18 protein-coding genes are annotated in these 21,783 nt (G+C 64.2%); 13 read left to right on the forward strand and 5 right to left on the reverse strand.

The window, feature by feature from the left end; genetic code table 11:
• The first annotated feature begins 30 nt into the window (after positions 1-30).
• The 6 genes from PMO31116_RS14775 to PMO31116_RS14800 all read left to right on the forward strand — a co-directional run bounded on the left by PMO31116_RS14775 (position 31) and on the right by PMO31116_RS14800 (position 6,313).
• Positions 31-936, forward strand: a complete 906-nt coding sequence (locus PMO31116_RS14775) for a LysR family transcriptional regulator (RefSeq protein WP_150567378.1) — start codon at positions 31-33, stop codon at positions 934-936.
• Between the two features lie 488 nt (positions 937-1,424).
• Entirely contained in the window at positions 1,425-2,537 is a 1,113-nt protein-coding gene (locus tag PMO31116_RS14780) for a branched-chain amino acid ABC transporter substrate-binding protein (protein WP_150567379.1), read from the forward strand.
• Between the two features lie 104 nt (positions 2,538-2,641).
• The gene (livH, locus tag PMO31116_RS14785) at positions 2,642-3,565 is read left to right on the forward strand and encodes a high-affinity branched-chain amino acid ABC transporter permease LivH (protein ID WP_150567380.1); all 924 of its coding nucleotides are present in this window, start codon (positions 2,642-2,644) and stop codon (positions 3,563-3,565) included.
• Between the two features lie 8 nt (positions 3,566-3,573).
• Positions 3,574-4,848 carry a high-affinity branched-chain amino acid ABC transporter permease LivM gene (locus tag PMO31116_RS14790; protein WP_150567381.1) on the forward strand — a complete coding sequence of 425 codons (1,275 nt, stop codon included), beginning with the start codon at positions 3,574-3,576 and terminating at the stop codon, positions 4,846-4,848.
• Positions 4,845-5,612 (forward strand): high-affinity branched-chain amino acid ABC transporter ATP-binding protein LivG, encoded by a 768-nt coding sequence (gene livG / locus PMO31116_RS14795; protein WP_150567382.1) that lies wholly within the window; start codon positions 4,845-4,847, stop codon positions 5,610-5,612. The genes PMO31116_RS14790 and livG overlap by 4 nt, the downstream gene beginning before the upstream one ends.
• Positions 5,612-6,313: an ABC transporter ATP-binding protein gene (locus PMO31116_RS14800; protein WP_150567383.1), complete on the forward strand. Its 702-nt coding sequence runs from the start codon at positions 5,612-5,614 to the stop codon at positions 6,311-6,313. The genes livG and PMO31116_RS14800 overlap by 1 nt, the downstream gene beginning before the upstream one ends.
• 242 nt (positions 6,314-6,555) lie before the next feature.
• Here PMO31116_RS14800 and PMO31116_RS14805 read toward each other — a convergent pair whose 3' ends face one another.
• The gene (locus PMO31116_RS14805) at positions 6,556-7,053 is read right to left on the reverse strand and encodes an SRPBCC family protein (protein WP_150567384.1); all 498 of its coding nucleotides are present in this window, start codon (positions 7,051-7,053) and stop codon (positions 6,556-6,558) included.
• 2 nt (positions 7,054-7,055) lie between these two features.
• Entirely contained in the window at positions 7,056-7,388 is a 333-nt protein-coding gene (locus tag PMO31116_RS14810) for an ArsR/SmtB family transcription factor (RefSeq protein WP_150567385.1), read from the reverse strand.
• Between the two features lie 240 nt (positions 7,389-7,628).
• Between PMO31116_RS14810 and ribBA the strand changes: the two genes are divergently transcribed.
• The 4 genes from ribBA (at position 7,629) to PMO31116_RS14830 (ending at position 11,304) form a co-directional block, all read left to right on the forward strand.
• Complete coding sequence (gene ribBA / locus PMO31116_RS14815) at positions 7,629-8,750, forward strand: bifunctional 3,4-dihydroxy-2-butanone-4-phosphate synthase/GTP cyclohydrolase II (RefSeq protein ID WP_150567386.1); 1,122 nt, start codon at positions 7,629-7,631, stop codon at positions 8,748-8,750.
• 214 nt (positions 8,751-8,964) lie between these two features.
• Positions 8,965-9,477 (forward strand): 6,7-dimethyl-8-ribityllumazine synthase, encoded by a 513-nt coding sequence (ribH, locus tag PMO31116_RS14820; RefSeq protein WP_023873325.1) that lies wholly within the window; start codon positions 8,965-8,967, stop codon positions 9,475-9,477.
• Entirely contained in the window at positions 9,477-9,932 is a 456-nt protein-coding gene (gene nusB, locus PMO31116_RS14825) for a transcription antitermination factor NusB (RefSeq protein WP_023597253.1), read from the forward strand. Before ribH ends, nusB begins: the two co-directional genes overlap by 1 nt.
• 166 nt (positions 9,933-10,098) lie before the next feature.
• Positions 10,099-11,304: a pyridoxal phosphate-dependent aminotransferase gene (locus PMO31116_RS14830; RefSeq protein WP_150567387.1), complete on the forward strand. Its 1,206-nt coding sequence runs from the start codon at positions 10,099-10,101 to the stop codon at positions 11,302-11,304.
• Positions 11,305-11,489: 185 nt separating this feature from the next.
• Here the strand turns inward: PMO31116_RS14830 and PMO31116_RS14835 are convergent, their stop codons facing one another.
• Complete coding sequence (locus PMO31116_RS14835) at positions 11,490-12,548, reverse strand: lytic transglycosylase domain-containing protein (RefSeq protein ID WP_150567388.1); 1,059 nt, start codon at positions 12,546-12,548, stop codon at positions 11,490-11,492.
• A gap of 570 nt (positions 12,549-13,118) precedes the next feature.
• Here PMO31116_RS14835 and PMO31116_RS14840 point away from each other — a divergent pair.
• The 3 genes from PMO31116_RS14840 (at position 13,119) to PMO31116_RS14850 (ending at position 18,515) form a co-directional block, all read left to right on the forward strand.
• A complete protein-coding gene (locus PMO31116_RS14840; protein ID WP_150567389.1) occupies positions 13,119-14,669 on the forward strand; it encodes a UbiD family decarboxylase in 1,551 nt (516 codons plus the stop codon).
• Between the two features lie 264 nt (positions 14,670-14,933).
• Positions 14,934-16,433, forward strand: coding sequence for an NAD-dependent succinate-semialdehyde dehydrogenase (locus PMO31116_RS14845; RefSeq protein ID WP_246185301.1), 1,500 nt, complete (start codon positions 14,934-14,936; stop codon positions 16,431-16,433).
• 465 nt (positions 16,434-16,898) lie between these two features.
• Entirely contained in the window at positions 16,899-18,515 is a 1,617-nt protein-coding gene (locus tag PMO31116_RS14850; protein WP_150567391.1) for an APC family permease, read from the forward strand.
• Between the two features lie 70 nt (positions 18,516-18,585).
• On the opposite strand, the gene PMO31116_RS14855 is transcribed toward PMO31116_RS14850, so the two are convergent.
• Positions 18,586-20,454 carry a GGDEF domain-containing protein gene (locus PMO31116_RS14855; RefSeq protein WP_246185302.1) on the reverse strand — a complete coding sequence of 623 codons (1,869 nt, stop codon included), beginning with the start codon at positions 20,452-20,454 and terminating at the stop codon, positions 18,586-18,588.
• A 465-nt stretch (positions 20,455-20,919) separates the two neighbouring features.
• Positions 20,920-21,732 carry a MetQ/NlpA family ABC transporter substrate-binding protein gene (locus PMO31116_RS14860; RefSeq protein WP_150567393.1) on the reverse strand — a complete coding sequence of 271 codons (813 nt, stop codon included), beginning with the start codon at positions 21,730-21,732 and terminating at the stop codon, positions 20,920-20,922.
• Positions 21,733-21,783 lie beyond the last annotated feature (51 nt).

Raw genomic sequence — 21,783 nt, forward strand, 5'->3', positions numbered from 1 at the left:
GGCGCCCGTTCAGCATCGGACGAGGCTTTCATGGACATCAAACAGATGCGCTACTTCCTTGCCGTGGCGCAGGAAGGTCATTTCGGGCGGGCCGCCCAGCGGCTGAACATGGCCCAGCCACCGCTCACGCGGCACATTCATGCACTCGAGGCACAGTTGGGCACCGCGCTGTTCGTGCGCACGCCCAAAGGGGCGACGCTGACGGCCGCCGGGCAAACGCTGCTCGACGAGGTGCCGAACATTCTGTCGCTCACGCGCCGTGCCGAGGAGCAGACGCGCCTGGCGGGTGCCGGCTATATCGGGCGACTCGACGTCGGCATTTTCAGCTCGGGCATTCTCAATGCGATTCCCAGGTTGCTGGCGAGCTTTCACACCGAGCGTCCGGAGGTCAAGATCGGGTTGCACAATCTGTCGAAGACCGAGCAGATCGCGGCGCTGCGCGAGCGTCGCATCGCCATCGGCTTCAACCGGCTGATCCCGGACGAGCCCGACCTCATCGTCGACTGGATTCATCGGGAACCGTATCTCGTCGCGCTGTATGAAGGTCACCCGCTGTGCACGCGTGCATCGCTCACGCTCGCCGACCTCGACAACGAACGCATGATCCTCTATCCGAACGCTCCGGTGCCGGGCCTTGCCGAAGAGGTCGCGGCCGCGTTTCGCGATGAAGGCGTAACGCTGCGGGTCGAACAGGAGGTGGAGGATGTCGTGACGTCGATGGCGCTCGTGGCGAGCCGGTTCGGCATTTGCGTGACGACCGAGTCGGCAGCGAATCTGCGCCTGCCCGGCGTGGTTTACCGACCGCTCAAGTCGCGGCGGTTGCGTGCCATCGAACTGAACTGCATGTACCGACGCGACGACGAATCACCGATCCTCGCCGCGTTTCTCGCGCTGATCCGGCACTCGCGCACCCGTCGTCACGCGCTCGCGATGTAACTCCTTTCGACCACGGCACCGTCGAGGATGCATTCGCATCCTTTGCGGCGCCACGCCCCCCCAAGGCGAGGATCTCGCGGGCATGGGCATCGAACTATCGGATCGGATGCAATGGCAATTGATTGGATTTCAATTCCCAAAAAATTGTATCCAAAATGTACAGACGCGTAATCCAAAGCCGCCGGTCATCATGGCCCCGATTCCGGCAATCGCACCGTTTTCCTCCCTCACATCATCTGCGTAGTACTACGGAGTATCGATGTGACGACTCTTATTTCCATCTTCCGACCCTTTTGAAATCCTTTATCCATGCGGGTTTTGATGGGTCCGCGCATTGCTGTTCCAATTTGACGCCTTATTACGCTACTATGGCGCATCGTTCTCGCCGGCCACGGCAGAATGATCCAATACCGACCAGGTCCAGCAGTCGATTGAGGCGTCCCGCACGCCCGGGTCGTCAAAAAATACAAATCAAGGAGATGTCCACAATGCAGTTCCGTCACAAATCCCTGTTCGTCGCCGCTGCCCTCGCCTTCATCGGTACGGCGGCCAACGCCGAGACCGTCAAGATCGCCATCGCCGGCCCGTTCAGCGGCTCGGTGGCCCAGTACGGCGACATGGTCAAGGCCGGTGCGCTGACCGCCATCGAACAAATCAACGCAGCAGGCGGCGCGAACGGCAACAAGCTGGAAGCCGTGATGATGGACGATGCATGCGAACCGAAGCAGGCCGTCGCCGTCGCCAACAAGATCGTCAGCCAGAAGATCAAGTATGTGATCGGTCACGTGTGCTCGGGTTCGACGATCCCGGCATCGGACATCTACGAAAACGAAGGCGTGGTGATGATCACGCCGTCGGCCACCGCCCCGCAACTGACCGAAGGCAAGAAGCGCCACTTCATCTTCCGCACCATCGGTCGCGACGATCAGCAAGGTCCGGCGGCCGCCCAGTACATCATCAACAAGGTCAAGCCGAAGAAGGTTGCCGTGCTTCACGACAAGCAGTCGTACGGCCAGGGCATCGCCACCTCGGTGAAGAAGGATCTCGACGCCGCCAAGATCCCGGTGGTGCTGTTCGAGGGCATCAACGCCGGTGACTCGGACTACTCGGCGGTCATTACCAAGCTCAAGTCGCAGGGCGTGGACTTCGTGTACTTCGGCGGCTACCACCCGGAAATGGGCCTGCTGCTGCGTCAGGCGCGCGAGCAGGGCGTGAAGGCGACGTTCATGGGACCGGAAGGCGTGGGTAACAAGGACGTGACGGCCATTGCCGGCCCGGCCTCGGAAGGCATGCTGGTCACGCTGCCGGCCGACTTCGCCGCCGACCCGGCCAACGCCAAGCTGGTGAAGGCGTTCGCCGACGCCAAGCGCGACCCGAACGGTCCGTTCCAGATGCCGGCCTACACGGGCGTGCAACTGATCGCCAAGAGCATTGCCGGCGCGAAGAGCACCGACCCGGAAAAGGTGGCCAATTACCTGCACGCGAACACGTTCGACACGCCGATCGGCCAGGTGGCCTATAACGCTGCCGGCGATCTGAAGTCGTTCAAGTTCGTCGTCTACACCTGGCACAAGGACGCCACCAAGACCGCCGCCAACTGATTCCCTGACGCTTTACCGGCCAGCGAATCTCCCCCAGCCGCCCGCCGCTCCCGGCGGGCGGCTCGCATTCGCGCTCGGCCCCCGCTCGTCGCGAGGCTTCCCGCATGAACGAATTTTTCCCACAGTTCGCCCAGCAACTGGTCAATGGCCTGACGCTGGGTGCGATCTATGCGCTGATCGCCATTGGCTACACAATGGTCTACGGCATCATCGGCATGATCAACTTTGCCCACGGCGAGATCTACATGATCGGCGCGTACGTCGGGCTCGTCACTCTGACTGCGATCGGAACGGCGGCGGGTTACCCCCTGCCGCTCGTGCTGGGCGCGGCGCTGCTGGTATCGGTGCTGATCACGGGCCTTTACGGCTTCGCGATCGAGCGGGTCGCTTATCGCCCGCTGCGCGGCGGACCTCGCCTGGGACCGCTGATCTCCGCGATCGGCATGTCCATTTTTCTGCAGAACTACGTGCAGATCGGCCAGGGCGCGCGTGACGTTTCCGTGCCGATGCTGATCTCCGGTGCCATCGACATTCCGATGGGCGACTTCACCGTGACGATTCCCTACGCCCGCATGCTGATCGTCGGCGTCACCGTCGCGCTGATGATCCTGCTCACGCTGTTCATCGCCAACTCGCGCATGGGACGCGCCTGCCGCGCCTGCGCCGAGGACATGCGCATGGCCAACCTGCTCGGCATCGACACGAACCGCGTGATCTCGTTCACGTTCGTGCTCGGCGCCATGCTCGCCGCCGTGGGCGGCGTGCTGATCGGGCTGACCATCGGGAAGCTCAACCCGTACATCGGCTTCATCGCGGGCATCAAGGCCTTCACCGCCGCCGTGCTGGGCGGCATCGGCAGCATTCCCGGCGCCATGCTGGGCGGCGTGCTGCTGGGCCTGGCGGAGACGCTCGCGTCCGGCTACATGCCCTCCGAGTACAAGGACATCGTGGCGTTCTGCCTGTTGGTGCTCGTGCTGCTGTTCCGACCGACCGGCCTGCTGGGCAAGCCCGACGTCGAGAAAGTCTGAGGTTGACCATGACACAACAACTCACTCTCAAGTCCGGTGCGGCGAACCGCTCACCGGCGGGCGAAACGCTCAAGGGCGCGGTCATCGCCGCGATCGTGACGATCATTCTGACGGCCCCCATCCTGGGCCTGCAACTGAAGCTCGACGGCTACAAGGTCGTGCTCGAACAGCATTGGCGTCCGGTCTGGATCGCGACCGCCATCGTGTTCGTGTTCCAGTTGATCAAGCCAATGCTCGTGCGCTCACGGCGCGCCATCAGGTTACCCGCCATGCCTACGATGGGACGTCGCCAGCAACTCACTGCCATGTGGGTGTTGCTCGCCGTCGGTCTCGTATGGCCGTTCGTCGGCTCGCGCGGCGCGGTGGACGTGGCCACGCTCGCGCTCATCTACTGCGTGCTGGGCCTCGGCCTCAACATCGTGGTGGGGTTCGCGGGGCTGCTCGATCTGGGCTACGTCGGCTTTTATGCGGTCGGCGGCTATACATACGCGCTGCTCAACCAGTATTTCGGACTCACGTTCTGGGAATGCCTGCCGATTGCCGCGCTGATGTCGGCCACGTTCGGCTTCCTGCTCGGCTTCCCGGTGCTGCGCTTGCGCGGCGACTATCTGGCGATCGTGACGCTTGGCTTCGGTGAAATCATCCGGCTGCTGCTCAACAACCTGACGAGTCTCACCGGCGGCCCGGACGGCGTATCGGGCATTCCGAAACCGAGCGTATTCGGCTTCGAGATGGCGCGCTCGTCAAGCGTGGAAGGCGCGAAGACCTTTCACGAGCTGATCGGGCTCGACTACAGCGGTTCGCACATGGTGATCTGGCTGTACCTGCTTGCTTTCGCGCTCGTCGGTTTCACCCTGTTCGTCACCAGCCGTCTGATCCGCATGCCGATCGGCCGCGCATGGGAAGCGCTGCGCGAAGACGAAATCGCCTGCCGCTCGCTCGGCCTGAATCCCACCCGAATCAAGCTCTCGGCGTTCACGCTGGGGGCGTCGTTCGCCGGACTTGCCGGCGCGTTCTTCGCTGCGCGTCAGGGGCTGGTCACGCCCGAGTCGTTCACGTTCATCGAGTCGGCGCTGATTCTCGCGGTGGTGGTGCTCGGCGGCATGGGTTCGCAGATCGGCGTGATCCTCGCGGCCGTGCTGCTCACGGTGCTGCCCGAAGTCGCCCGCGACTTCGCCGAGTACCGCATGCTGATCTTCGGTCTCGTGATGGTGCTGATGATGATGTGGCGTCCGCAAGGGCTGCTGCCCGCCACCCGCCCGCATGTGGAGTTGCCGCAATGAGTGCAGAACTGTTGAAACTCTCCGGCCTTCAGATGCGCTTCGGCGGTCTGCTGGCAGTCGACGGCGTCGAGTTCGACGTCCGCAAGAACGAAGTCTTCGCGATCATCGGCCCGAACGGGGCCGGCAAGACGACCGTCTTCAACTGCGTGGGCGGCTTCTACCGCCCGACCGGCGGTTCGATCACGCTCGACGGCGAGAACATCACGGGCTTGCCGAGTCATATGGTCGCGCGTCGCGGCCTGGTGCGCACGTTCCAGAACATTCGTCTGTTCCGTCAGTTGACCGTCGTGGAAAACCTGCTCGTTGCACAGCACATGCGCGTGCACAGCGGCTTTCTGCAAGGACTGCTCTCGACGGGCGCGTTTCGCCGCGCCGAGCGCACGGCCCTGGAGCGTGCCAAACAGTGGCTCGACCGGCTGGGGCTGACCGCGGTCGCCAACCGGGAAGCGGGCACGCTGTCCTATGGTCATCAGCGACGCCTCGAGATCGCGCGCTGCATGATCACCGAACCGCGGCTGCTCATGCTCGACGAACCGGCCGCCGGTCTGAACCCGCAGGAGAAGGTCGAACTGCAGCAACTCGTCGACAATCTGCGTCACGAGTTCGGTATCTCGGTGCTGCTCATCGAACATGACATGAGTCTCGTGATGGGCGTCTCGGACCGGATCCTCGTGATGGAGCACGGCAAGCCGATCATGACCGGCAAGCCCGACGAGGTGCGCAACGATCCTCGCGTCATCAAGGCCTACCTCGGGGAGGAATAATGCTCAAGCTGGAACAGATCCACACCCACTATGGGGCCGTCGAGGCGCTCTCGGGCGTGTCGATCGAAGTGAACAAGGGCGAGATCGTTACGCTCATCGGCAGCAACGGCGCCGGCAAGACGACACTGATGATGACCGTGTGCGGCACGCCGCGTGCCTCGAGTGGACGCGTGATGTTCGAAGGCAACGACATCACCGGCTGCCCCACGCACGAGATCATGCGCATGGGCCTGGCGATCTCGCCGGAGGGCCGTCGCGTGTTCCCGAGCCTGACCGTCATCGAAAACCTGAAGATGGGCGGCTTCTTTGCGTCGAAGGACGACATCGAAGCCGGCATGGACCACGTCTTCAAGTTGTTTCCGAGACTCGCGCAACGGGGCAAGCAGCGCGCCGGCACGATGTCGGGCGGCGAGCAGCAGATGCTGGCGATCGGGCGAGCGCTGATGAGCCGTCCGCGACTGTTGTTGCTCGACGAACCCACGCTCGGCCTCGCGCCGCTCGTTATCGCGCAGATCTTCGACATCATTCGCGCGATCCGCGAGGAAGGCGTGACCGTGTTTCTGGTGGAGCAGAACGCGAACAAGGCCCTGCACGTGGCCGACCGCGGATACGTGCTCGAGACCGGTCGCGTCGTGCTCGCCGACTCGGCCGCGAATCTGCTGGCGAACGACGATATCAAGCGCGCCTATCTCGGCGCCTGAAGCCCTCCCGTCGTGGCGCCCGGCGCCGCGGCTCGAGGCCGCAAGAAGGACGCACCCCGAACGCTGCCCTCCACGAATTTCGGAGGACAAGTTCGGCAGGTGCGTCCTTTGTTCGTTCTGGGGGGCGGGGCGAAATGCCGTTCGCGGCACCGTCAAGGCACCATCGAGGTCCGGTCCGGTCACCGCGACCGGATACGGTCAGACGAGTACGCTTCGGTCCGCACCGGTGCGACTGACGCCGCTCACTTCATCAATGCCACCAACTGATCGAGCGCCTTGCCCCAGCCATCATGGAAGCCCATGGCTTCATGCTGCGCGCGCGTCGCTTCGTTCCCGTGAATCGCGATGGCCGTGTAACGTGTCCCCTTGCCCTGCGCCTCCATCAGCACGGCGGCGGTGAACTGAAAGCCGCCGTGCTCCTCGACCGGTGCCGGCGCCGGACGAAAGCCGGGCAGCACCGCGTTCGTCCAGACGAGGCGTGTGTTCTCGACCACTTCCAGGTAGCAGCCCACGTTCGGAAATTGCTGCCCTTCGGGCGAGCGCATCACGGTGCGGAACAAGCCGCCCGGGCGCAGATCGATTTCGCACTCCACGGTCTGCCACGGCGCGGGCGTGAACCACTTCTTGATGTGCTCCGGCTGCGTCCAGGCCGCCCACACGCGCTCGCAAGGCACGTCGACATAACGCTCGAGTACCAGATCCAGCTTCGGGTCGACGGAGAAAAGGTTGGCACGACTCATGTTCACGTCTCCTTCATTTGCAGCAAGTAGCTGTCGAGTTGATCGAGGCGGCGCGTCCATTTGTCGCGCTGCAACTGGAGCCAATCCTGCGCCCCCGCCAATGTCTCCGTCTCGAGGGCATAGGTTCGCACGCGTCCGGTCTTGCGCGAGACCACGAGACCGCTCTCCTCCAGCACGTTCAGATGCTGCGAGAACGACGGCAACGCCATCGAGAACGGACGCGCCAGCTCGCTCACCGATGCCGGGCCGAGCGTGAGTCGCTCGACGACCGCGCGTCGCGTGGGATCCGACAGCGCCTGGAAGATCCGGTCGAGAGGAATGGATTGGTTAGCCATATGCCTAACTATAGGCAGCTCAAACACTAAGGTCAACACCTTTATATTGAGCATTTTCCGACGACGATGGCGGGCGTCGGGCTGGGCCTCGCAAGATTTGTCCGTCGACCGATTCGGACGGTCCTCAAAATGTCATCGTCAATCGATTTTCCGGGCCATACCGCGCGAGATTCGGGCGCAGCCGTGCACCGGCTTGGCGTAGAATAGAGCCTTTCCAAATTCAGCCCCGCGTTGTCCCCTATGCCGTTGGCCACTACAGAAGAAATCATTGCCGAGCTGAAGGCCGGCCGCATGGTTGTCCTCGTCGACGAGGAAGATCGTGAAAACGAAGGCGATCTGGTCATGGCGGCCGAATTCGCGACGCCCGAAGCCATCAACTTCATGGCGAAGTACGGCCGGGGCCTGATTTGCCTGACGCTCACGCAAGCGCGTTGCAAGCAGCTCAACCTGCCGCTGATGACCTATCGCAACGGCACGCAGTACGGCACGGCGTTCACGCTGTCGATCGAGGCGGCCGAAGGGGTCACCACGGGCATCTCCGCCGCCGATCGTGCCCACACGGTCCAGACCGCCATCGCGCGCGACGCGCGTCCGGAAGACATTGTCCAGCCGGGGCACGTGTTCCCGATCATGGCGCAGCCCGGCGGCGTGCTGGTGCGCGCGGGTCACACCGAAGCCGGTTGCGACCTGACGGCGATGGCGGGACTGACGCCGGCGGCCGTCATCTGTGAAATCATGAACGACGACGGCACGATGGCACGCCTGCCGCAGTTGCTCGAGTTCGCCGAACAGCACAACATCAAGATCGGCACCATCGTCGACCTGATCCACTATCGCAGCCGCACCGAATCGATGATCGAGACGGTCGCGACGCGCGAAATGCAAACGGCTTGGGGTTCATTCCAGGCCACGCTGTATCGCGACAAGCCGAGCGGCGCGCCGCATCTGGCGCTGGTGCGCGGCACGCCCACCCCCGACGACGAGACGCTCGTGCGCGTGCACGAACCCCTGTCGGTGCTCGACCTGCTCGAGACCGGCGTGTCGACCCACTCGTGGACGCTGGCCGGCGCAATGCAGGCGATTGCCGAGGCCGGCAAGGGCGTGGTGGTGATGCTGAACTGCGTGGAAACGCCGGAGCATCTTTTCAGCCAGTTCGAAGCCCTCGACGAGACCGAGAAAGCGGCCCGCGCGAAACGTCGCCCGGTTGACTTCCGTACGCATGGCGTCGGTGCGCAGATCCTCCGGGAACTCGGCGTCGGTAAAATGCGAGTGCTGTCGAATCCGCGCAAGATTCCGAACATGGCAGGTTATGGCCTCGAAGTCACCGGTTTCCAACCGATGCCCGGCGCCGAGACCGTCTGATCCGGTGAAATTCAGCCGGGTCGCCGGCATGACCCGTTGCGCACGCGCGGTGGTTGCCGCAAGTGTTGCGAATTCCGGGACGACTGGAAGTATCGATGCCTCGCCGGACAACGACGACGGGGCGTCGCAAAGCCGAGCATTGCCTGTATGAGGCATGCCAGGCACAACGTTGGCCGCACCGCCTGGACGGTACTTTTTTTTGAGGAAGCCCATTATGGACATCGGACAATACCAGCCGGAACTCGACGGTGAAGGCCTGCGCGTAGGTATCGTGCAAGCACGATTCAACGACGCCGTTTGCGCGGCGCTGCGCACCGCTGCCGTGGCGGAGCTCGAACGTCTCGGCGTCGAAGGCGAAGATGTGCTGCTCGTGACGGTCCCCGGCGCACTGGAAATCCCGCTGGCATTGCAAAAGATGGCCGAATGCGGTCAGTTCGACGCGCTCATCGCGCTCGGCGCGGTGATCCGAGGCGAGACGTATCATTTTGAGCTCGTCTCGAACGAAAGCGGGGCCGGCATCACGCGCATCGGCCTGGATTTCGGCATCCCCATCGCCAACGCGGTGCTCACGACCGAAAACGACGAACAGGCCGAAGTGCGCGCCGCCGAGAAGGGCCGCGACGCAGCCCGCGTGGCGGTGGAAATGGCCAATCTGCTCGAAGCCATCGACATGCTCGGCGGCGACGACGGATCGGATGAAGACGAAGACGAAGAGGAAGATCGGTAATGAAGAGTGCTCGCCGCCGCGCGCGCGAATTTGCGCTTCAAGGGTTGTATCAATGGCTGCTTTCGCGCGGTCACGCGGGTGAGATCGATGCGCATTTGCGCACTACCCCCGGCTACGACAAGGCTGACCACGCCCACCTGGATGCGGTTCTGCATGGCAGCATTCGCGAGGCGGACGCCTTGTCGAAGCAACTCCAGCCTTACCTGGACCGGCCGGCGGCCCAGCTGTCGCCGATCGAACACGCTGCATTGATCATCGGCGCCTACGAGCTGATTCACCTGCAGGACGTGCCGTACCGCGTGGTGATCAATGAAGCCGTCGAGGTTGTCAAAACCTTTGGCGGTGTCGACGGTCATCGCTTTGTGAACGGCGTGCTCGACAAGTTCGCCGCCGAGGTTCGTCCGGACGAAGTCGCGGCCAATCGCCGCAACGCCGGGCGCGACAAGAGCGCCTGAAGTAACGCAAGCGACTGGGGCGACCGACGCGCCCCCCCGGCATCCCGGGCTTTTCGGCCCGACGATGCCGGCGCTTGTCGGACCGCCCTCCCTGCATGGGCCCAGCGGCTCGTGTTTGTTCCGTCCTGCGAGTTTCCCCCGACCTGCAAACATCCCCCCCGACATCATGGACCGCACCCCCGAACTCGCGCCCGCCGCGCTGAAACTGGCACAACGTGTCGACGACATCGCACCGTTCCACGTCATGGAGCTGGCGAAGCAGGCGGCACTGCGCGAGAAGGCCGGACATCGCGTGATTCACATGGGGATCGGGGAGCCGGACTTCACCGCCCCTGAGGCAGTGATCGAGGCCGCCGCGAAGGCCATGCGCGACGGGCGTACGCAGTACACCGGCGCGATGGGAATTCCAGCGCTGCGCCATGCCATTGCCGATTACTACCGCAATTTTTACGGCGTGGAGGTCGATCCGTCGCGCATCGTCGTGACTGCCGGGGCGTCGGCTGCCCTCGTCCTCGCGTGTGCGGCACTCGTGGGTGTGGGCGACGAAGTGCTGATGCCGGATCCGTGCTATCCGTGCAACCGTCATTTCGTGTCGACCTTCGACGGCAAACCGGTACTGATCCCCTCCGGCCCGGCCGAGCGGTTCCAGCTTACGGCCGAGCGCATCGAGGCGCACTGGCGCGAGGCCACCAAGGGAGTGCTGCTCGCCTCGCCGTCAAATCCGACTGGCACGTCGATCGCGCCCGACGAGCTATCGCGCATCGTGAAGACGGTGCGCGCACGCGGTGGTTTCACGCTCGTCGACGAGATCTATCAAGGCCTGTCGTATGACGGCAAGCCGACCACCGCCCTGACATTCGGCGACGACGTGCTCGTCGTGAGCAGTTTCTCGAAGTATTTCAACATGACGGGCTGGCGGCTCGGCTGGCTCGTGGTACCGCCGTCGATGGTGCCGACGTTCGAGAAGCTCGCCCAGAACCTGTTCATCTGCCCATCGGCGGTCGCGCAGTACGCGGCAACCGCTTGTTTTCTTCCGGAGACGATCGCCCTCTACGAGACCCGGAAGGCGGCGTTTCGCGAGCGACGCGACTATATTGTGCCGGCGCTCGAGCGCCTGGGCTTCGAGGTACCGGTAATGCCCGACGGCGCCTTCTACGTCTATGCCGATTGCACCGGCGTGTCGCACCCGGATGCCGCGGACAGCGACCGCCTGACCCAGTCGTTGCTGCAACAGGCAGACGTCGTACTCGTGCCCGGTCTCGACTTCGGCTTCGCCGAACCCCGCAAGTACATTCGGTTGTCGTACGCAACCTCGCTGGCCCAGTTGCAAGAAGCCATGGACCGGATCGGGAAAGTCTTCGCCAACGGCTGAGTCGCCGAGCCGACTCGCCAGCCGGGCAAGGTGCCCGCGAAAAACAAAAAACCCATCGAATCGCTTCGATGGGTTTTTTCTTGGCTATGCGATGCCCTTCTATATATATAGAGAAGCATCACGTCGATGCGTCAGCCGAACGCATCGCGCATGCCTGGGAGCGGCCAGATCGGCCGCCGAAGGGATCAGGCCGCGGTGCTGTCGTCGGCTTCCATCGACTTGCCGGCGGCGGCAGCCTTGCCCGTCGACGTGGAAGCGGCGGGCGCAGACGTCGATTCCGCAGTGTCGTCCGACGACTTGCCTGCCGAGACCGGCTTGGTGACAGGCTTGGCCGAGCTGACGATCACCGGCGCCTGCGGCGCGTACGGCGAGATCTTGCGGCCCATGGCGACGCCGCGCAGGCGGTCGCGCTCGGCGAGCACCTTGGCGCCGTAGCCACCGTCACCCGCGCTGGTCGAGCCCACGTAAAGGCGAAGACCTCCGGCGAGCGAGCCACCACGCGCGATGCATTCCTTAAGAATCAGTGCACCCACCTTGATGTTGGCCAGCGGATGCAGCGCCGCTTCGGGTCCGCCGAAGTACTCCAGCTTGTCCTGGTGCACCTTCGACATGACCTGCATCAGGCCTTGCGCGCCCACGGTGCTCTCGGCATACGGGTTGAAGCCCGATTCGATAGCCATCACGGCGAGCAACAGCAGCGGATCGAGGCCGACTTCCTTGCCGGTCGAGTACGCCGCGCGAACGAGGTTACCCGTCACGTCGCCGGCCACGCGGTAGCGGCGAGCGAGGTAGTCAGCCACGGCAATCTGCTCGCGCGTGTCCAGCACCTTGTTCGCGCGTGCATCCGCTGCCACGCGCTGGTTCGGGATATAAGCGGCGAGAACGGCTGCCGAGGGCACGTGCTGCGCCGCCTGGGCCATCATCGCCGAGTCGGACGGCGAAAGCTTTGCATTGGGAGCGCCATTGGCGCTCTGGCCGGCCGCATTGGCCGTGCCGGTCGCTGCCTCGAGCAGCGGACCCACGCGCGACGCCAGATCGGCGCGCCACGTCGGTCGGGCCCACAACGCGAGCGTACCGACCACGGCAACCAGACCGACCGCGCTGGACGTATACAGTCCGACACGACCGCCATGCCATGCAAGGCGACGCCAATCGCGGCGAGCCGCGGCTACCGTTGCTGCGCCGCGCGCACGGAGCGCATGGATCGCGGCCAGTAGCCAGGGTGATAAACCAGACTTCTTCATACTACGTACTCCGGTTACGCCGTCACCACGGGGTGGCCCCGGGGCGTAAGGAAATAAGCCGGTATGCCCGCCAGGCATCCCCGTGAAACGCTTATTTACGGCATATGGAACGAGGCGGTGCATCGTGTTTGTCATGGACGATGCCGCTACCGCCGCAGCGCGCCGACCTGTTCAGGTGTCCGGCGCTGACGAGCTATCGCTCGCGCTGCTTCCTAAAACACTGGCTTCCCGACCTCGGTGAGAAAACCAGCCACTGAAAATCCACGTCGATGTTGTAGTTGTCGCTAAGCTCGAGCGGGTCGGCCTACCCGTCTGCGAAGCCGCCTTTCTGGATTCAACGGGCGGATTGTAGCAGCGATATATAAACCGTCAATACTATTTCACAGCAAAATGATTACTAAAAGTAATTTGTAACAGCCGTTTTGCCGTGCCGTTCGCCCCCCTTGCCCGGTAAAATGCCCTGCCGCGCCCCGCGTTTACAAGGGCGTTCTCCGGTCTTACATGCGATTCAAACGGTCGTTCGTATCCCCCGTATGAATTTTGTAAAAATTTTTGGTAACTGTTTGTTTCATGAAATATCTCGATCTTCGTGACTTCACCGCGCAACTGGAGCGATCCGGCCAGCTTCGTCGCGTAGACGTGCCGGTCTCGCCGGTACTTGAGATGACCGCGCTCGCCGACCGCGTGCTCAAAGCGGCGGGGCCGGCACTGTGGTTCGAGCGGCCGACGGGCTACGACATGCCCGTACTTGCCAACTTGTTTGGCACCCCTGAACGAGTGGCCCTCGGCATGGGCGTCGAGAAGGGCGAAAACGCCCTGAGCTCGCTGCGCGACATTGGTCGGCTGCTTTCGACGCTCAAGGAACCGGAACCGCCGCGCGGCCTCAAGGATGCGGGCAAGCTGCTCGGCATGGCCAAGGCGGTGTGGGACATGGCACCGAAGGAGGTGAGTGCCCCGGTGTGTCAGGAGATCGTATGGGAAGGCGAGGACGTCGACCTCGGGCGCCTGCCGATCCAGACGTGCTGGCCCGGCGACGCCGCACCGCTCATCACCTGGGGCCTGGTCATCACCAAAGGCCCGAATCGCAAACGCCAGAACCTGGGCATCTATCGACAGCAGGTCATGGGTCGCAATCAGGTGATCATGCGCTGGCTCGCGCATCGCGGCGGCGCGCTCGACTTCCGCGAGTTTGCGCAGGCCAATCCCGGCAAGCCATTCCCGATCGCCGTGGCGCTCGGCGCGGACCCGGCGACCATGCTCGGGGCCGTGACGCCGGTTCCCGACACCTTGTCCGAATACCAGTTTGCCGGTCTGCTGCGCGGCAGCCGAACCGAACTGGCCAAATGCCTCACGCCGGGCCTCGAGTCGTTGCGGGTGCCGGCACGCGCCGAGATCGTGCTGGAAGGCTTCATTTACCCCGCCGACCAGCCACCGGCCGTGCCCGACGGCGTGCCGCCTCCGCCCTCGCGGGGTGCGACCGCAGGATACGCGCACGCGCTCGAGGGACCTTACGGCGACCACACGGGCTATTACAACGAACAGGAGTGGTTTCCGGTCTTTACCGTCGAGCGCATCACGCTGCGGCGCAATGCGGTCTATCACTCGACATACACCGGAAAACCGCCCGACGAGCCGGCGGTGCTCGGTGTGGCGCTCAACGAAGTCTTCGTGCCGTTGCTGCAAAAGCAATTTCCGGAGATCACCGACTTCTACCTGCCGCCGGAAGGATGCAGCTACCGCATGGCGATCGTGCAGATGAAAAAGGCCTATCCGGGTCACGCCAAGCGGGTGATGTTCGGGGTCTGGAGCTTCCTTCGCCAGTTCATGTATACGAAGTTCATCGTCGTGGTCGATGAAGACGTCGACATTCGCGACTGGAAGGAAGTCATCTGGGCGATCACCACGCGCGTCGATCCGACGCGCGATACCACGCTCGTCGATCAAACGCCGATCGACTATCTCGATTTCGCGTCGCCCAAGGCCGGGCTGGGGTCGAAGATGGGGATCGATGCGACCAACAAGTGGCCCGGAGAAACTTCGCGCGAGTGGGGACGTCCCATCGAAATGACTGCCGACGTCGACGCGCGCATGGCGGCGCTTTACCGGGATCTCGGCCTGTAAAACCGGCCATCCCGTGCACCGCGCTGCCCTCATCGCTGTAGAAGATCGCGTCGTTCGCCGGCCGCCAACGGGCTGCCGGCAAGCGCAACACTCGCCTGCCGAACGACGCGGCGCATCGCATCATGCGGCTCAATGCCGCGCGTCACGAAACGCTCGCCGCATTGGAGTAAGCTGGCCCGACACACCGACAAGCCGTATCCGTTTCCGTCCCCGCGCGGCGCGGCGTCCCGCCGCTTCGCTCGGTCATCGAGAGGAGAGCCGATCGTGTCAACACCCCGCCCATCCGCCCCCGCCAAGGCCCACCCTGCACTGGCCCGTCTGAAGGATCCTGCACTGCTCAGGTTCGACGCGTACATCGACGGCGCCTGGACGCAGGCCGATTCGCAGGCGACATTCGCGGTCAACGACCCGGCGACCGACGCCGAGATCGCCCGCGTCGCCGATCTGGGCGCCAAGGAAACCGAGCGCGCCCTGGTCGCCGCCGAAGCTGCCCTGCCCGAGTGGCGCGCCCGTACCGGCAAGGATCGGGCGCGCATCATGCGACGCTGGTACGACCTCATCATGCAGGCACAGGACGACCTGGGCGCCATCATGACCGCCGAGCAAGGCAAGCCACTCGCCGAAGCCAAGGGCGAGGTCGCCTACGGCGCCTCGTTCATCGAGTGGTTCGCCGAAGAGGCCAAGCGGGTGGATGGCGACGTTCTCAGTTCCCCCGAGGGCGGCAAGCGCTTGCTGGTGCTCAAGCAGCCGATCGGCGTATGTGCGTCGATCACCCCCTGGAATTTCCCGATCGCGATGATCACGCGCAAAATCGCGCCGGCCATCGCGGCCGGCTGCACCATCGTGGTCAAGCCCGCCCGCCTCACGCCGCTCTCGGCGCTGGCCCTGGCCGAACTGGCCGAGCGCGCCGGGCTGCCGCGAGGTGTCTTCAACGTGGTGACGTCGAAAAACTCGTCCGACGTGGGCGACGTGCTCACCGGCAGCCCGCGCGTGCGGCACCTGTCCTTTACCGGCTCGACGCCGGTGGGCGCCCGACTCATGGAGCAGTGCGCGCCGACCATCAAGAAGGTCGCGCTCGAGCTGGGCGGTCTCGCACCGTTCCTCGTATTCGACGACGCCGACGTCGATGCCGCCGTCGAAGGGTGCATCGCCTCGAAATTCCGCAATGCCGGGCAAACATGCGTATGCGCGAACCGCATCTACGCGCAGGACGGCATCTACGACGCTTTCGTCGAAAAACTCACCGCCGCCGTGAGCCGACTGCGCGTGGGCAACGGCTTCGAACCGGGTGTGGCGATCGGCCCGCTCATCGAAGACGCCGCCGTCGAAAAAGTCGAGCGCCACGTGGCCGACGCCGTCGCCAAGGGCGGACGTGTGACGGTTGGCGGCAAGGTCCTGCACGGTCGATTCTTCGAGCCGACCGTCGTGGCCGATGCGAGCGCGGACATGCTCGTCGCGCAGGAAGAAACCTTCGGACCGGTGGCACCGGTCTTCCGCTTCAAGGATGAAGCCGAGGGCATCCGCCTGGCCAACGCGACCGACTTCGGCCTGGCGTCATATTTCTTCGCTCGCGACGTCGGACGCGTCTGGCGCGTCGCCGAAGGCATCGAAGCCGGCATGGTCGGCATCAATACCGGCCTGATCTCCAACGAGGTCGCCCCATTCGGCGGCGTCAAACAATCGGGCCTCGGGCGGGAAGGCTCGAAGTACGGCATCGACGAGTATCTCGAGTTGAAGTATCTCTGCCTGGCCGGCATGGGCTGACAGGGGTCGACCGGTGGGGGCCACAGGGTATCGACACCGCCCATCACATCTGACCCTTTAATAATTTGTAATAGTTGGATTCCCACGCCATGAGCCGCGCCCGGACTGGGTTGTACGCATTTTTGCCTAACATCGCCGAACCGGATGCCATTGCAAAAGTGTTACAAAGTCCCACACACGCGGGCCGGCTCGGGTAGAATCGCGCTTTTTTCGCGAAACCCGGACTCCGACCCCAATTCGGGATTACACGCTCACCCGTGTGCCCGTTTGCGTCGTCAGGCCGGAGACCGCCCCGGATTCGCGAAGCCGATCAACAGAAGTCGTGTCCGTCAGCGCCGCCCCCGCGCCGTCATGCTGCTTGTGATGGCGACCGGCCTGCCGGCAGTTTGTCCGCCCTCGCGCAGTCTGCCGCCCTGCCCTCATCGGGGTGGCGCCTGTCCCCCCCGGGCGTGGAGAAGACATCGAATGGATAACAATCAATCTCTCATGCGCAACATCGGGCCGTTCGCCCTGATGTTGACCGGTCTCGGCTCGATCATCGGCTCCGGCTGGCTGTTCGGCGCCTGGAAAGCCGCGAAGATCGCCGGCCCCGCCGCGCTGCTGGCCTGGGTCATCGGCGCCGTGGTCATTCTGGCCATTGCCCTCACCTATGCCGAGCTTGGCGCCATGTTCCCCGAGTCGGGCGGCATGGTTCGCTATTCCCGTTACTCGCACGGCAGCCTGGTCGGCTTCATCGCCGCCTGGGCCAACTGGATCGCCATCGTCTCCGTGATCCCGATCGAAGCCGAAGCCTCGATTCAGTACATGAGCACATGGCCCTACGAATGGGCGCACAACCTGTTCGTGGACGGCACGCTCACCGCGAGCGGTCTCACACTCTCGGCGTTGCTCGTCGTCGTGTACTTCCTGCTGAACTACTGGGGCGTGAAGCTGTTTGCACGCGCCAACACGGCCATTACGCTGTTCAAGTTCGCGATCCCCGCCCTGACGGTCGCGGGCCTGATCATCGCGGGCTTCCACCCGGGTAACTTCAACCTCGCCGAGCACGGCGGCTTCGCGCCCAACGGCATGTCGGCCGTGCTCACGGCCGTGGCCACGTCGGGCATCGTGTTCGCCTTCAACGGGTTTCAGAGCCCGGTGAACCTCGCGGGCGAGGCGCGGGATCCGGGCCGCAGCATTCCGTTTGCGGTGGTCGGCTCGATCCTGCTTGCCACGGTCATCTACCTGCTGCTTCAGGTCGCCTACATTGGCGCGCTCTCGCCCGAGCAACTCGCCGGCGGATGGCACATGGTGAGCTTCAGCTCGCCGTTCGCCGAACTGGCGATCGCACTCGGCCTGAACTGGCTCGCCATCGTGCTGTACTTTGACGCCTTCCTCAGCCCGAGCGGCACGGGCACGACGTACATGGCCACCACAAGCCGCATGATCTACGCCATGGAGCGCAACCGCACCCTGCCCGCGATTTTCGGCCGCGTGCACCCGTTGTACGGCGTGCCGCGCCCGGCGATGTGGTTCAACCTCGCCATCTCGTTCATCTTCATGTTCTTCTTCCGCGGCTGGGATTCGCTTGCCGCGGTGATTTCCGTCGCGACCGTGATCTCGTACCTGACCGGCCCGATCAGCGTGATGGCGCTGCGCCGCTCGGCACCGGAAATGGAGCGCCCGCTGCGTTTGCCCGGCCTGTCGCTCATCGCGCCGTTCGCATTCGTGTGTGCTTCGCTGATCCTGTACTGGGCGCGCTGGCCGCTGACCGGCCAGATCATCGTGCTGGTCGTCGTGGCGCTGCCCGTCTACTTCTACTATCAGGCAAAAGACAAGTGGCAAGGGTTCGGGCGTGACCTCAAGGCGTCGTGGTGGCTGATCGGCTACCTCCCGGTCATGGCGTTGTGTTCGTACCTCGGCAGCAAGGAATTCGGCGGTCTCGGCCTGTTGCCGTACGGCTGGGACATGGCGGTGGTCGCCCTCCTGTCGCTCGGGTTCTATCACTGGGGCGTGAAAGCAGGCTGGCGCACGCCGTACCTGTCGGAAGAACGCGAGCAGGACGTTGCCGGCATGGAAGGCATGCCCGCGCTCTCGCACTGAGCGTCTGGCGTCGCCCGGCGCCCGAATGTGAAAAGCCCGCCGATCCGGCGGGTTTTTTTTGCCTCACGCGCTACCGGTGCGCCCGCCGGCGCTCGATGAACAGACTGTTTCCCAGCGCGCGCTTGGCCATTTTCTTGGCCTCCGCCGCGGCCGCAGAGACTTCCACATGCGAGGGAAAGCTCTCGGGCGTGACCGCGACCACGCCGATGGACAGGCTCGTGATCGGGTGGAAGATGACCATGCCGCGCCGGTCTTCGGCCTCGAATCCGCCTGCCGCGATCTGGTCGGGATGAAAGTACTCCGTCACGGCTTCGCCAAAGCGCGTCAAGGCTTCGCGGCAGCGCGCTTCCCAGTCGGGACTGCGAAACAGAATCAGGAAGTCGTCGCCGCCGATATGTCCGAGGAAGTCCCGCTCGGGATTGCGCACCGCCATGAGCACGCGCGCGACCAGTTGAATCAAGTCGTCGCCGCGCCGATAGCCGAACACGTCGTTGAATGGCTTGAAGTTGTCCAGATCGACGTAGCAGGCATGAAACGACTGTCGCTCGCCGATCATGCGATCCATGTAATCGTCGATCGGCACGTTCCCCGGCAGCAGCGTGAGCGGGTTGGCGTAGCGCGCCGCGTCGAGCTGCATGTCGGTGATGTGGCGCATCAGCGCATGCCCCTGCGCGACACCGAAATATCGCCCCTGGTCGGTCACGATGAACCCTGCCGCGATCTGGCGGCTCGCGCCTTCCGCGATCATGCGACTCAGCTCTTCCACGCGCGCGCCCTTGTCGAACGTGAGCGGGCGCGGCTCCATCACGGCCGAACACGGCTTGCGTCCGTACAGTTCCCGCGTGAACGGCCGCGCGAACCGGCCAATGAGCGACGCACGCCCAATCAGCCCCACCGCGCGATCACGCTCCACCACCGGCAGCACTTCGAGTGCGGGATCGCTCTCGAAACGCGCCACCACATCTTCACTGCGCGTGTCGGGCGACACCGGCTGCACGTAGGACGCAATGCGTTCCAACGTGACGTTGCCCGCGCCCAGCTGGCTGGGCTGCTGGTGGACATAGGCGCGACGCTCGTTCACCACTTCCTGCACCTGCGCCGTGATGGCACGCTGCGGCCGAGCCTCGGGACGCGCAATGAAATAGCCTTGCCCGAGAAAGATGCCGAGATCGCGCACGACCTGAAGCTCTTCAGCGTGCTCGATACCTTCGGCGATCACACGCGTGCCGCTCGTCTCGGCGATCTGCCGCATCGAGCGCACGAACTGGAGCTTGACGGTATCGGTGTCGATCCCATCGACAAAGTGACGGTCGATCTTGACGTAATCGGGTCGCAGCTCGGACCACAGGCGCAGGCTCGCGTAGCCTTCACCCATGTCGTCGAGCGCCACTTCGAAGCCGAGCGCGCGATACGCCGTAAGCGAAGCGCGCGTGCTCGCGAGATCCAGCGTGGGCGCATGCTCCGTGAGTTCCAACACGACGCGCTCTGGGGTGAGCTGGAACGACTCGAGCATGGCAAACGTCTCGTCGAGCCCGAGCGATTCGGTCACGCCACCGCCAGGCTGGGCCCGCGTGACCGGGCCGATGTTCAGGAACAGGCGCTCGGGCAGTGCCTGCTCGGCGAAGCCGCGCAACACGGCACGGCGGCACGCGAGTTCGAGCGGGCCGCTCAGGCCGTGGCGACGCGCCGCCGCGAAGAGGGCCAACGGCGAATGGATCGACGTCCCGGCCGGCCCGCGTACCAGCCCTTCATAACCGGCCACTTCCGAGGTCCGGAAATCGACGATCGGCTGAAACACGCAGGTGAGCCCGATGCCCTCGCACAACTGCGCGAGCAGCATCCGCTCGTCGGATTCGACACTTTGGGGGCCCGTGCCCCCCCTGCCAGCGCCCGCGTACGACACAGGCGAAGAGGCCGACACCGCGGCGTCGGGAGACACGACGTTCGCGTCGCGTGTAGTCGCGGGCGCGGCAAATCGCTCCGGCGGACGTATCGCGACAGGCGGGAGAGGGTTCAACTGAGGCTCCGTAAGTCGGTGCGGTGCGTCGCCATCGTGCAAGCAGCGTTACGCCGTGCGGGCACATGTCGGACGCAACCCTGCGCCCCTAAGGCAAGAGGCCGCTTCCGATGAAGTGTCTCGCCCGAGTTCCCCGTGTTTCACGTGCGGTTGCTGCTCTTTGGCCCATGCCCGCGTCTGGAGACGACGCCCGTGGGCGCCCTCTTTTACTGACGGTCAGGCTATCGCCGGGATTTGACAAATCCGTGACAGTGTCGGAATTGCCACACACCGGTCGCGCCCGCCATGCCGACGCGCCGTGGGCCGACTTGCCGTCGGCGGGACGAAAAAAAACGGCAACGCCGCGAGGCGCTGCCGTTTTCGGGGTGTGTCCCGAACGACCGGAATTTACCAGGCCGTGACCACCGAGCCGCCGAATTTCTTCTCGATGAAGGCCTTCACTTCCGGCGAGTGGTAGGCCTTGATCAGCTTGGCCACCCACGGCTTGTTCTTGTCGGCCGAGCGGATGACGAGCACGTTGGCGTAGGGGCCGTTTGCGTCCTCGATCGCGAGCGAGTCGCGCTTCGGATTCAGGCCGGCTTCCATCGCGAAGTTGGTATTGATGACCGCCACGGCCACGTCGTCGAGCGAGCGCGGCAGCTGCGCGGCGTCCAGCTCCACGAACTTCAGCTTCTTCGGGTTCTCGACCACGTCCAGCGGCGTGGCCTTAAGGCCCGCGTCGGCGCGCAGCTTGAGCAGGCCCTGCTTTTGCAGCAGCAGCAAGGCACGGCCGCCATTGGTCGGATCGTTGGGCAGCGAGACCTTGTCGCCGGTCTTCAGATCCGCGAGCGACTTGAGCTTCTTCGAGTAAATGCCCATCGGGAAGATCACGGTCTTGGCGATCGACTCGAGCTTGTAGCCGCGGTCCTTCACCTGCGCATCGAGATACGGCTGGTGCTGATAGCTGTTCACGTCGAGATCGCCCGACGCGAGCGCCGCGTTCGGCTGCACGTAGTCGCTGAACTCGATGACCTTGATGTTCAGGCCGTCCTTGGCGGCGACCTTCTTCACTTCGTCGAAGATCTGCGCGTGCGGGCCGCCCGTGACACCCACCTTCAGATTGACGGCATCGGCCGCTGCGGCGGGCGCGGCGAATTGCGTGGCAAGAACCGTGGCGGCACCGACACCGGCCAGCAGCTTGAAGAGCGTACGACGTTGCATGGAAAACCTCGCGTGTGTGAGAAATGCCGGACGCAAACGCCGGCGATATCG

Origin of the sequence: Pandoraea morbifera, from assembly GCF_902459575.1 — a bacterium.
Lineage (GTDB): Bacteria > Pseudomonadota > Gammaproteobacteria > Burkholderiales > Burkholderiaceae > Pandoraea > Pandoraea morbifera.